The organism is Mucilaginibacter lappiensis, assembly GCF_050433765.1.
Taxonomy (GTDB): domain Bacteria; phylum Bacteroidota; class Bacteroidia; order Sphingobacteriales; family Sphingobacteriaceae; genus Mucilaginibacter; species Mucilaginibacter lappiensis_A.
Genome location: NZ_JBNPWP010000001.1, coordinates 937,322 through 950,565 on the forward strand (window position 1 = coordinate 937,322; position 13,244 = coordinate 950,565).

The 13,244-nt window shown below is 42.0% G+C and carries 10 protein-coding genes; 7 read left to right on the plus strand and 3 right to left on the minus strand.

The window, feature by feature from the left end:
• Positions 1–5: 5 nt before the first annotated feature.
• From M2273_RS03770 to M2273_RS03780, 3 genes are all read right to left on the minus strand, one after another.
• Positions 6–3,362 (minus strand): SusC/RagA family TonB-linked outer membrane protein, encoded by a 3,357-nt coding sequence (locus M2273_RS03770; RefSeq protein WP_429393172.1) that lies wholly within the window; start codon positions 3,360–3,362, stop codon positions 6–8.
• Between the two features lie 85 nt (positions 3,363–3,447).
• Positions 3,448–4,593 carry a sialidase family protein gene (locus M2273_RS03775; RefSeq protein WP_429393174.1) on the minus strand — a complete coding sequence of 382 codons (1,146 nt, stop codon included), beginning with the start codon at positions 4,591–4,593 and terminating at the stop codon, positions 3,448–3,450.
• 84 nt (positions 4,594–4,677) lie between these two features.
• On the minus strand, positions 4,678–5,382 hold the full coding sequence (locus M2273_RS03780) for a FadR/GntR family transcriptional regulator (protein WP_429393176.1): 705 nt from the start codon (positions 5,380–5,382) through the stop codon (positions 4,678–4,680).
• Between the two features lie 299 nt (positions 5,383–5,681).
• On the opposite strand from M2273_RS03780, the gene M2273_RS03785 reads away from it, so the two are divergent.
• From M2273_RS03785 to M2273_RS03815, 7 genes are all read left to right on the plus strand, one after another.
• Positions 5,682–6,608 carry an alpha/beta hydrolase gene (locus tag M2273_RS03785; RefSeq protein ID WP_429393179.1) on the plus strand — a complete coding sequence of 309 codons (927 nt, stop codon included), beginning with the start codon at positions 5,682–5,684 and terminating at the stop codon, positions 6,606–6,608.
• Between the two features lie 78 nt (positions 6,609–6,686).
• Entirely contained in the window at positions 6,687–7,235 is a 549-nt protein-coding gene (locus M2273_RS03790) for a hypothetical protein (protein WP_429393181.1), read from the plus strand.
• Between the two features lie 204 nt (positions 7,236–7,439).
• Positions 7,440–8,000 (plus strand): carboxymuconolactone decarboxylase family protein, encoded by a 561-nt coding sequence (locus M2273_RS03795; RefSeq protein ID WP_429393184.1) that lies wholly within the window; start codon positions 7,440–7,442, stop codon positions 7,998–8,000.
• 28 nt (positions 8,001–8,028) lie between these two features.
• Positions 8,029–10,800, plus strand: coding sequence for a TonB-dependent receptor (locus tag M2273_RS03800; protein ID WP_429393186.1), 2,772 nt, complete (start codon positions 8,029–8,031; stop codon positions 10,798–10,800).
• 6 nt (positions 10,801–10,806) lie between these two features.
• Positions 10,807–12,066 (plus strand): MFS transporter, encoded by a 1,260-nt coding sequence (locus tag M2273_RS03805; RefSeq protein ID WP_429393188.1) that lies wholly within the window; start codon positions 10,807–10,809, stop codon positions 12,064–12,066.
• A 32-nt stretch (positions 12,067–12,098) separates the two neighbouring features.
• A complete protein-coding gene (locus M2273_RS03810; RefSeq protein ID WP_429393190.1) occupies positions 12,099–12,644 on the plus strand; it encodes a carboxymuconolactone decarboxylase family protein in 546 nt (181 codons plus the stop codon).
• Between the two features lie 40 nt (positions 12,645–12,684).
• Positions 12,685–13,224, plus strand: coding sequence for a carboxymuconolactone decarboxylase family protein (locus M2273_RS03815; protein WP_429393192.1), 540 nt, complete (start codon positions 12,685–12,687; stop codon positions 13,222–13,224).
• Positions 13,225–13,244: the final 20 nt, after the last annotated feature.

Here is a 13,244-nt window from a genome sequence, read left to right on the forward strand (position 1 = left end):
TAAAATTAAAATCTTAATGATGCGCCTAAAGTGAATTGCCTTGCCCGTGGATAACCTCCTGGGTCAAAACCGGTAACAACTTCTGGGTTTTGGCCTTTATAAGCTGTTAAGTAGCCCAGATTGGTAGCGCTGACAAAAATTGTTAGTCCGGTTGATTTAATTTTGGACAATAAACTTTTAGGCAGATCATAACTCAAATAAACTTCGCGGAAAGCCAGGAAATCTCCTTTACTGATGAGCGTGGAAACATCGGCAGAGTAGGCGCTGCCGGTACCTACATCACTGGCGGCCTGGCGGATAAAGTTCTTTTGCCCGAAATCTGAATCGCCGAAAGAGAAGCGTGCATATTTCTTACCAACGTCACCTGGTTTCTGCCAGATATCTGGCCCTAAAGCCTCTATGGGCGCCCCTTCATTATAGGCCCTGCCCTGTCCCAGTTCACGCCCCAGCGAACCATTATCTATCATGTTGCCCAATGAAAAATCAACATTCGCCCGCATAGTAAAACCTTTGTAGATAAATGTATTCTGCATACCACCGGTTTTGTTTGGTGTTTTGTAACCCATAAAAACCAGGTCCCGGTTATCAATAATGCCATCATTATTCAGGTCATCAAACTGATAATCACCCGCGTGTTTACCTGTCTTGAGACCAGCTGCCGAAGCAATCTGGTCAACATGTGTAGCCTGCCAGGCAGCCGCTTCTGCATCTGTTGAAAATACTTTCACCACTTTCCAGGCGTAATAGCTAAACGGACGTTCACCTTCGGCATAGCCACCCACTTCTATCTCTTTGCCGGTTCGCGGATCAATCACTACACCCCCGCCCTGGCGATTTTTATTGCGCCCATTATTTGGCAGCGATATTACTTTTTGTGCATTGTAGGCAAAGGAGAAATTGGTACGCCAGCTAAAATCTTTTGCACGAAGCACTGTTGCCTGCAATTCTATTTCAACACCCTTGTTTTGAATGGTGCCATTGTTAAATATTATTGACGAGAAGGGTGCTTCGGCAGGTAAGGGTTTTGAATCAAGCCTGTCTTTAGTTAACTTATTATAAAAATCGACAGTTAAAGTAACCCGGTCTTTGAAAAACCCAGCGTCAACCGCTACGTCTGTAGTTTGGGTAGTTTCCCATTTGAGGTTTGGATTAGATAAGTTTGCACGCTGAATGCCTGCAAGCTGGTTATACACTGTAGACGTATAATTACCATAGGTATCTGTTAAACTCAGATCGCTTGAGCCGGCCTGGCCCCAGCTACCACGTAATTTTAATGTACTAACCACATTTTCTTTCCAAAAGCTTTCCCTGTTGATATTCCAACCAACAGAGGCTGAAGGGAAAGTACCATATTTGTTTGCCGGAGCAAAGTTGGAGAAACCATCGCGCCTGACCACAGCGCTGAACAAATATTTAGATTGATAATCATAACTTAACTGACCAAAAAAACTGGCCGATCTTGATTCACTTAAACTGGTACCAAAATTGGTTACGTTGGTAACAGTAATACCATTTACAGTAGTTACCGTTGGCTCGTTAATGGTAGTGATATAATCATTTGTACCTCTTTGTGAACCGATATCGACCACATTACCGGTATTACGGGTATAGTTAAAACCGCCCAGTGCCATAAAGTGATGATCCTCGTGCAAGGTATAATCATATTGTAATATCTGATCAATCATCAATTGGCGGGTGTTATTAACATTCTCTGTTTTTAAACGGGAAGTGGCAAACTGGATAGGATCAGGAAATGCTTTCCTGGAAAACAGCGTCCTGCCATCATTAATTAAATAAGATAAGGCTGGCCTGAAATGCAAACCCTTAACAATGCTCCAGTCGGCATCTACCCTGGATGCCAATCGCTCGGTTGATACTCTGGTATTATCATAAGCCAATGTATGAAAGCGGTTACGGGTGGTCAGATTTTCGCCGGTGGTTGGCGTACCATCATCTTTAAATATACGGATGAGCGGTGTAATACGCGTGGCCCTGACAAGGTCATTGGTATAGGCATCCACATAATTTGGCAATATATTCTGATAGTTAACCATCGCGTTAATTTGCAGGTTATTGGTAGCTTTAAAACTAAAATTGCCTAAGGCACTATAGCGCTTATAGTTTGTACCCACAAATGTACCAGCCTGATTTATATAGTTAAATGACACATTATAATTGGCTACCTGACTGCCCCCATCAACACCCAAATTGTAATTATTGGTCATACCGGTGTTCCATAGTTTATCCTGGTAATGATTATCGGCAAAAAGCAACTTTGTTCCCGGATTAATGGGGTCATCCATTGTTTCCCATCCCTTGGCCAACAAATTATTTACATAATCCTGACCCTCTACAGCTACAATATTATCATACAGCGCGGTAAGGTTGGTAGCTGTACCATACTGTCCTTTGGTGGTATACACTTTAGTACCGGCAGAAAACCCACCGTTATTGAGCAAAGTATTTTTATCAATTGCGTCGAATGTGTTTTTAACAGTGGTACGTGCCAGCGTTAGGTAATCGCGTGCGCTCATGTAATTTTGCTGCCCCGTTGGCACCTCCCAGTTGGTACGGTAATTAAAGGTGATATTAGCTTTACCTGATCCAAATTTGCCACCTTTTGTTTTAATGACGATAACACCATTGGCGCCCCTTGCCCCATATATGGCAGTTGAAGCGGCATCTTTCATAACCTGCAATGATTCAATATCATCAGGATTGATGTCTTTCATCGGCCTGAAAATCCCATCCACAATCACCAGGGGGCTGGAGGCATCTGAACTTAGCACGGGGTCGCCACCCGAGTTACCGGTACCTGTACCATATACATTTAGCTTAGATCCGCCACGAATAATGATATTACTTGGGGCCGATCCGGGCTGACCATTGGAAATGGGAACGGAAACACCTGCAATTTTCCCCTGCAACGCGTTAATTGCAGTAGCATTGGCGGTGTTTACCAATTGTTTTGCATCAAGCTTTGAAATTGATGCCGTGTTCTTTTCACGGGTTTGTTGTGAGTAGCCCACCACCACTACTTCTGATAATGATTTTGAATTGGCATTTAACGTTACATTTATCGTTTCCCTGCCATTAATGGATAGTTCGGTATTATCATATCCAATAAATGAAAATATAAGCGTTGAACTTGAGGAAGGGACACGCAATGTATATTTACCATTCATATCCGATAGCGTGCCTATTGATGTGCCTTTTAATTTCACGCTAACACCAGGTAAGGTTTCATTTCTGGTACCATCAGAAACCACTCCGGATACTGTAAATGCATTGGTTTGTGCATTTACCTTACCAATAGCCACACAACTGGCCATGAGTAATAAAATAAGTAATTTTCTTCGCATAATTTGATTATTTAGTACTTATGTACTACATATTAAAGGTGAATAATTAGGTTTAGTTAAATAATTGGTTGGTATAGCTATTAATTTATGGCTTTAATAATGGGAGAAGATCTACAGCTTTATAAGCGATCCCTTCGTAAGGTTTGGTTATGCCGGCTTCATACAGGCAAACAACCTGTTTATCATTGTTAACCGCGATGTCTGAATAAGCAGAAGGTCCCGAAAATATCACCTGGCTTGCTACCCAGGTTTTACCATCGTTTAAACTCAAGCGTAACGTAAGATTAGATCGTGCGGATTTGTTTGCCGGATTGCTGAAAAGCAAGATGGACTTTTTAGGTGTGAGCTGATAATTTAGCAGACTGCCCTGGCATATAGGTTCAATAAGTACTGTATCTGTACCCATATGGCGCCAGGTTGCACCGCCATTTTTACTGGTGGCAAACTTACGGGTTTTATCTTTGCGGCCACTGTTACGCATGTTTATCATCAGATGTCCTTTTTTAATCTCGGCAACGGTGGTTTCATTTGCCATATCAGCAGGTGTATTAGCTCCTAATTGCCAGGTACTACCGTGATCATCAGAGTAAATAATGTGGGCAAAGTTTTTACCCGTGGGTTTCTCTATATGGTTTATTGGCACAACCAGACGGCCTTTAAATTTACCCCAGCTTATTTGCAGACCATGGCAGGGACCGGTTGCATACCAGGTCCAGTCGGGCATTTTTACTTGTGCTGTAATCTCTTTTGCTGCCGACCATGTTTTACCAACATCATCAGATGATAATGAAAATACCCGCCGGCTATCCTTACTGGTTCCATCTACTATTTGTCTTTCATGGTCAGTACCTAAATTCCATGTCGATATAAGCCATATTTTGCCGGTAGCTGCATCCTGAATAGGTACAGGGTTGCCGCAGGTGTTGGTAGAATCGCTCCATACAACCTGCATGTTACCCCATGTTTTTCCTCCGTCTTCTGAACGCCTAAGCACTAAATCAATATCCCCGGAATCACCGCAATTATTTTTGCGGGCCTCGGCAAATGCCAGCAAAACCCCATTCGAAGTATTTAATAATGCAGGGATCCTGAAGCAGGCATAACCATTATCGCCAGGTTTGTACAGATAGTTAAGTGCGGGTTGATTATTATCCTGGGCATAAACTACCCTGATGCAAGAAAAGCACACAAATAAGCCCAGGAGCCTAAACAAAGAGGTTATACTATTCATAATAATTATAATTGGTTCTCGCCGCATTTGGAAGGCGGGAAGCAAATATAATTATTAAGTTATTATGTAGTACATAAAAAGTAATTATTTTTTTATTTTTTTCAATTGATCAAAATGGGGCTTCAAATGCTCGTACATGCCTTGTCTGAAATCGTTCTTATTACCGTGTTTAAGTAAATCCAGCAGATCATGATGTGATACTTTTCCAGAAATCGGCTCCTTTTCCAGTTTTAACACATATCCGAAAATAGGCAATAACATATTTTGGAAACGTTTAAGGGTGTCATTACCGGCAATTTCATAAAGTTTTCCATGAAAGGCAATTTCATTCTTTATACGAAATATCTGCTCACTGTCTCTAATTTCATTATCAACTATTAACTCCAGTTCATGCAAATGTTTCTCAGTAAGATTAATAAATAAAATATCGGCAAGCCCCATTTCCAGCACTAATCTGAGCTCAAATAAATCCTGCAAGGTTTCCTCAGTGATGATCATTGGGTCTAAAACACGCTCAAAAGCCCCAAGAATATCCGGACTTGATAAGATCATACCCCTTTTCTTCCGCGATTCTATCATGCCAAGCATCCTTAAACGGCTCAAAGCTTCCCTTACAACGTTTCTACTTACCCCCAATGCTTCGGCAAGCTCCAGTTCTTTAGGCAGGGCATCGCCCGGTTTAAAAGATTTTTTCTTGAAATAGTCGCGTAAACGCGATTCTACTACATCTGCCATCGTATCAGAAGATACACGGCCAAGATCTTTATTTAATTCAATTTGTTTCGACATAAATCCATTACACTTTGAGTATCAAAAATGGTATTAATTTTATGTTGTACAAAAGAATATATTGCAATTTATATATACAGCAAAGACTTTCTATTTAATTGCCACTGTTAAGTGTGTAAATCAACCTGACACGTGGTTAAAGTTATAGTTCAGTTACTCCGTTTAATATCCAGGCTAAACCGAATTTAAAATTCTTAAGAGAAATAAGTAGTTGATTAGAGTTTGTTTTGATTGGTAATATATTATTATGTTGGACATATATACAAATTACATTAGGTTTGTAGCCCAATTATATTTTTATGAAAACAATTTTAATAACAGTAGCTGCATTAATAATTACAATGGTTCAACTAAAAGTAAGAGCACAAACAGTAATACCGCTTTACAAAGAAGTACCCAATTCAAAACCTACTACCATAACCGAAAAATCAGACAGCACTTCTGTAAGAGGCAAGGTAACCAACGTAGTTTTACCAACTATTACAGCTTATTTGCCAGAAAAATCAAAAGCGAATGGTGTGGCTGTAATTATATGCCCCGGCGGTGGATATACTTACCTGGTAGTAAATCACGAAGGGAAAGATGTTGCACAGGAATTTGTTAAAAAAGGTATAGCCGCCTTTGTGTTAAAGTACAGGCTACCGAATGACCTGACCATGGTAAAAAGAGAGATAGGCCCCCTGCAAGATGCCCAACAAGCCATTAAACTTGTACGTGAACATGCAACCGCATGGAATATTGACCCAAATAAAGTTGGGATTATGGGTTTTTCTGCCGGGGGGCATGTAGCATCAACATTATCAACCCATTACCAAAAAAGTTTGATCGAGAACGATTCTAACACCAACCTCCGACCTGATTATTCATTGCTAATTTATCCGGTTATCACTTTTCAGGACAGTATATTACACAAAGGATCAAAAAAGGCATTAATTGGTGAGAATGCGCCAGGTGATAAGGTTAGGGAGTACTCAAATGAGTTACAAGTTACTGCTGATACGCCGCCTGCATTTATTGTGCATTGCTCTGATGACCATGTTGTACCCGTTGCTAACAGCATAAATTATTATAATGCATTGCAAAGGAACCATGTAAAAGCCGAAATGCATATTTATGAGGCCGGAGGCCATGGATTTGGAATGCATAATGCTACTACCACCGACAGTTGGATGGACCGTTGCCTTAACTGGATGATGGCAAATAAATTATTTAAAGAGACACAATAGTCATTGTAAACACTTAAAATTAAATTTTGAAAGTCCCGTTAAAAATCACATCTTTAAGCAACCTTTTGTATAAACCAATTGAAAAAGCTTATTGCCTTAATATTGCTTGCTGTTTTCCTGTTTAACATAGGGGGTTACCTTGCTATTCATGAATATTTAGAATATAAAACAGATCATTTTTTTACCGAACAAACACGTAAGGGTCTTTACAATTCAAATGATCTGACCGAAGTTAAACTGCCTACAAATTTGCCGGGCATTACCGACTGGAAACATTACGAAAACATTTCGGGCCAGGTTCAATTTGGGAATACCAGTTATAATTATGTAAAAATGAAGATTACCCGGAATGCAATATACCTCATGTGTATTCCGAATTATAAAACCACACGCCTAACGGATAAAAACATTATCCAGGCTAAAAACATGACCGGCACTAAGGTTCCTCAAAAACAACATATTCCTTATGGTAAAGGCACCCTAAAAGATGATTCCAATATCACTTTATTACAATTTGCCATAATTATCCAGGTAAGAACATTGGCTAAACCAGTTCTTCAACCTGTATTACAACTGGTTCACCCTCACCTGGATATCCCGGAACAACCGCCTAAATTTTCCTGCTAATTCCCCCTTCTCATTAATTCATTTTTCGGAGTTGAGGCATTGTTATGCTTTGGCATGATTTGCAAGGTATTGCAGACCTTATTTTTATATCACCCAGATTGTTATCGATTAATCGACGACGACTTACAGATATATATTTGGGGGTCTACCCTTGTAATTAACTACATGCCCCTCTCCCGCTTGTAATCAAATTTAATATCAATTATGCCACACATAGTTCTTGCAACCCATCTGCCGGGTATAACCGGCTTATTGGAATACCGTAAAGATACAGCTCAACCTATCCGCGAACTTACACAGATCCTGCTCAGGGGACCATCAACCCTTAGCGAAGCTGACCGCGAACTAATTGCCACAGTAGTTTCCTTTGGTAACCAGTGCAAATTTTGTACTGCCGCCCATACAGCTGCCGCTGATATGCTGTTTGGTGAAAACAACACAGCCGAAATGGTAAAACAGGATATTGCAACAGCACCGGTAAGCGAAAAAATGAAAGCCCTGTTAACCATTGCTGCACTCACAGGTAAAAGCGGCCGGCAGGTAACTCCCGAAATTATTGAAAAAGCAAAATCTGAGGGAGCAACCGATATAGAGATTCATGATACGGTACTCATAGCCGCACTGTTTTGCCTGTATAACCGCTATGTAGATGGTATGGCAACAGCCTTGCCCGTTGATGCCAGCTACTATAATGTACTGGCCGAACGGCTGGTAAATCATGGCTATACCCGCCTACCGCAAGGGTATGATCACCTTAAAAAATAAACCTGATTAATCTAACCCCCTAATTACAATGAAAAAACTTTTATTTATCATATTATTACTACTATCATCTATAAACCTGTTTGCGCAGGAAACCCAAATAACGGGTAATATAACCGATGCTACTACAGGCAAACCTCTTGCCGGCGCAAGCATTAGTGTTAAAGACAAACTTGCCGGCACTATAACCGACTCAAAGGGTAATTATACCTTAACCATTAGTAAAATAAAGCTACCTTTTACCATAACAATTTCTGCCATGGGTTATGAGCCCATTGACAGGCAGATCACTACATTGGGTAGCAGCATCAGCGTAAAACTACAGCAAAAAGCTATTGTGCTTAACGAAGTTGTATCTGCCGCCACACGTATTAACCAAAGCATTTTGCAGTCGCCTGTAAGCATCGAAAAAATGAATCTTAAGGCGATAAAGGAAAATCCCTCCTTCACTTTTTATGATGGATTGCAGAGCTTAAAGGGCATTGAAGCGGTAACCAGCAGCCTAACCTATAAGCAGATCAACACACGTGGTTTTAACAGCACAGGTAACTCCAGGTTTTTGCAATTGGTTGATGGGGTTGATAATCAAACCCCAGGCCTAAATTTTTCGGTAGGTAACTTGTTTGGTGCATCAGATATTGATATTGAAAGCGCGGAAGTGATTCCCGGTGCTGCTTCGGCATTGTATGGTCCTGTGGCATTTAACGGTTTACTTTCCCTGCACACAAAAGACCCTTTTAAATATCAGGGCTTAACGGTTCAGGTAAAAACGGGGATGAACCATTTCGGCGAGTCAGCAGTTAAACCACAAGGTCTTTACGATTTTGCCGCAAGATATGCCAAAGCATTTAATGACAAATTTGCCTTTAAAATTAACGCGTCATACCTTACCGGCCGCGATTGGTATGCGGATAACTATACCGATGTAAGCGCATCAACACCTCCTGCGCAGCGTGGCCCTAATAACCCCGGTCGCGACGCGCTAAATATTTATGGCGATGAAGTGTCACGCACCTTGCCCGGCATAGGCCTTGTTTCCAGAACAGGTTATGAAGAAAAGGACCTGATGAACTATAATGTATACAGCCTTAAACTCAACGGCGCGCTTCAATACCGTATCAGTAGCAATTTAGAGGCCATTTATCAATACAACTATGGTCGTGGTACTGCCAGCTATACAGGCAGCAGCCGTTTCGATCTTAATAACTTTGTATTGCAAACTCACCGGGCAGAGTTAAAAGGCAGCAACTTTTTTATCCGTGGATATTCCGTTGCCGAAAACTCTCATGACTCCTACAATACCCGTTCCCTGGCGCAATTCGTCAACCGTGATTGGGTAAAAGATCTGAGTGGTAATGTAGTAACACCTGATAAAGCCGACGATACCTGGTTCACCCGTTACAGCGCGGCTTATAATGGAAACGTAAACGGTGTAACTGCCCAAAATAATGCCACCGCAAGAACATTTGCCGATCAGGGCCGCTTTTTACCAGGGACAAATGCATTTAATACTGCTAAAGATGCATCCATCCATAATTATGGGTTGAGCGGAGCGGGAGTTTTTAGTAACAGTAAATTTTACCATGCCGAAGGCCAGTATGATTTTACAAGTGCCATAAAAGTATTTGAACTGCTTGCAGGTGGTAGTTTCCGTGATTACAGAATGTTTACCAATGGCAGCTTGTTTGATGATAAAACCAACAAGATAACCATCAAAGAATATGGCTCCTTTATACAGGCTGCAAAAAGGTTATTTGATGATAACCTGAAACTGACAGCCTCCCTTCGTTTTGATAAAAACGAGAACTTTAAAGGCAACTTTACCCCTCGTTTTTCGGCAGTATATACAGTTGATAAAACCCAAAATTTCAGGGCATCGTACCAAACCGGCTTCAGGAACCCTACCCCTGTTGATCAGTTTATCCATCTCAATGTAGGCCCTATCACCATTTTGGGTGGCGCGCCTAACAACAGCAAAGGATTAAACGTATACGAAAACTCATTCACTGCATCATCTGTAAGCGCGTTCGGCGCGGCGTTTGGAGCAGCTATGCAAAGCGGCACACCATTTCCGCAGGCGGTTGCAAACAATAAAGGGCTGCTTAAAAAATCAAACGTAGCCTACATTAAGCCCGAACAGCAAAAAGCCTTTGAGCTGGGTTATAAAGGTTTAATTGCAGATAAACTATTGGTTGATGTAAATTACTATTACAGTAGCTATACCAACTTTATCCTTAACACCGTAGTTATACAGCCCGACAATCCTATTCTTGCTGCTGATGGAAGTATCAATACCGCGGCCGCGAGTGATATCCCTAATGGCAAGGTTCATGCGTTCCAGTTATACACCAATGCTCCCGACAAAGTATCGGCACAAGGAGCAAGCGCCGGTTTAACCTATCTATTTGACAAAGGTTATGCTTTAGGCGGTAATGGTACCTTATCGACCTTTAACCTGCGTAATGCCAATCCAAATAATATAGCTGCATTTAATACGCCAAAATGGAGCACCAATGCCACTTTTGGCAACAGCAATGTTATTAATGATTTTGGCTTTAACATGGCCTGGCATTGGCAAACCGCTTATGACTGGTACGGAACGTTTAACGGCACCCGCCCTGGCCGTGTAGACGCTTATTCCATGGTTGATTTGCAAGTGAGCAAAAGGCTGCCAAAAATAAAATCGACCATTAAACTGGGTGGCAGTAATATTTTCAATAAGCATATCTACCAGTCCTACGGCTCACCGGCCATTGGCGCCATATATTATGTTTCTATTGTATTTGATGACCTTTTAAAATAAACCAATATGAGCACTATTGTAATTGATGAGCGGGTTAGCCAACCCACAACAAATATCACTAAGGTTTACCGGATGATATTATTCGTGATATGTTTTTTGAGCAGCGCCCTGGGTGGTACGGTATCAACCCTGATGTCTGTTTACCTGCCGGTAGTTGTAAAAGACCTTCAAGGTAACTTGCCCCCCGGTGAGGTAAACTCAATAAGCGGTTATATCAATGCCATCTTCATATTTGGCTGGGCATTCGGAGGCTTTACCTGGGGAGTAATCAGCGATAAACTGGGCCGTAAAACAGCCCTGATCATGGCAGTAACCTGCTATGGGATTTTTACCATTTTAACCGGGCAAATGCCCAATTGGTGGGGCGTAGTATTATGCCGCTTCATGAGCGGTTTTGGGGTTGGCGGCGTATTGGTAACCACCATGACCTTGGTGAGCGAAGTTTGGCCGGCCAGGAGTAAGGCGGTTGTTATTGGTATTCTTTCTATCGCTTTTCCGGTAGGGATATTTTCTGCTGGTTTAATAAACTACGTGGTTTCTTCCTGGCGCGAGGGTTTTTTGATCGGCGCTATTCCGTTGGCACTTGCACTTAGCGGCATATGGATGTTATCAGAATCCCAAAGCTGGTTAAACTACCGCAACGACAAGGCCAATAAAAACAATCCGCTTAATAAATTACTTTCGGCCAGCCACCGCCGTGAACTGATTGTGGGATCGTTAACATTTGGCACCATGCTGATTGGTTTATGGGCCATATTTTCATGGCTGCCTACCTGGGTTCAAAGCCTCATCACCACACACGATGCCGCAAAAGAGCGTGGTTTGAGCATGATGTTTTTAGGTATGGGCGGCTTAACCGGCGGTTTCTTTTCAGGTTGGCTGGTTAATCTGTTAACATTACGGCGGTCCATGCTTATCTGTTTTGCAGTCTGCGCGGGTATGTCTTTCATATTGTTTAAAACCAATACCGTATTCAGCCCGGTTATTTATGTCGAAATTGCTGTACTGGCATTGTTCTTTGGGGCAAGCCAGGGGGTACTATCGGCCTACATACCACAATTGTTCCCCACCGGTATCAGGGCAACGGCAACCGGCTTTTGCTTTAACATAGGCCGCATATTTACTGCATCGGCCGTATTATTTGTTGGTGTGCTGGTATCAGCACTTGGTGGTTATGGCAATGCGATATTTACCTTTTCACTCGTATTTATTATAGGATTGCTGGTGGTATTATTTGTAAGAGAAAAGCCGGCAACTAAAAACTAAGCTATAAAAATTCAAACATTAAATAAAAACCCATGGCACACATTGAATTAAATAATGAGTTACCCGGCATACGGGGATTAATGGCTTACCGGCCCGAAACCGAAGGTCCTTTAAACGCGCTGGCCGAGGTATTATTAAGAGGAGAAAATTCATTAAGCAGAGGTGAACGTGAACTGATAGCTACTTATGTATCCTATCTTAACGACTGTTTTTTTTGCCAGAATGTACATGGCGCTTTAGCGGGTCATTACCTTGATTGTAATATCAGGCATATTGACCAGATAAAAGAAAACTTTCAACAAGCAGATCTATCGCCAAAAATGAAAGCATTATTAGCCATTGCGGCAAGTGTACAAAAGGGAGGAAAGTACGTAACTGCCGAACAAATAGATCATGCCCGGTCAGCCGGAGTAACTGATACGGAGCTTCATGACACCGTGTTGATAGCAGCAGCCTTTTGCATGTTTAACCGCTATGTTGATGGCTTAGGAACATGGGCGCCGCAGGACCGGCAATTTTACGTAGACCGTGCCCCTCAACGCGCGCTGGACGGCTATCAGTCAAGTGTTTATAAATAAACCATACAGAAAAATTACAAAATCATTAATCAATAAAAACATGGCACATATTAAATTAAACAACGAAGAATTACCCGGCATTGTTGGCTTGCTGAACTATCGGCCTGAAACCGCACGGCCATTACTTGATCTGGCCGAAACCCTATTACGCGGCCCATCACGCCTTACCAGTGGCGAAAGGGAGATCATCGCATCATCGGTATCCTACTGGAACCAGTGCCACTTTTGCCACACTTCACACGCGGCGGCGGCAGCAGCTCATTTAAAAAGCGGCCTTAATCTTATTGATGATATTAAAGCAGGCTTACCCAATACACCCGTATCTGATAAGCTAAGGGCACTATTGCACATTGCCCACCAGGTACAAGGGAACGGTAAAAATGTAACCGATGAGGATATTGCAGCAGCACGTGAAGAAGGCGCAACAGATACTGAAATTCACGATACCGTTTTAATAGCAGCTGCCTTCTGCATGTTTAACCGGTATGTAGACGGCCTGGGCACCTGGGCGCCCGGCCCAAATGAGGCTTATGCCGAAATGGGTGAACGAATGGCCCATGTTGGTTACGGAAAATATTAGTGGTTTAAAATTCAGGCCCT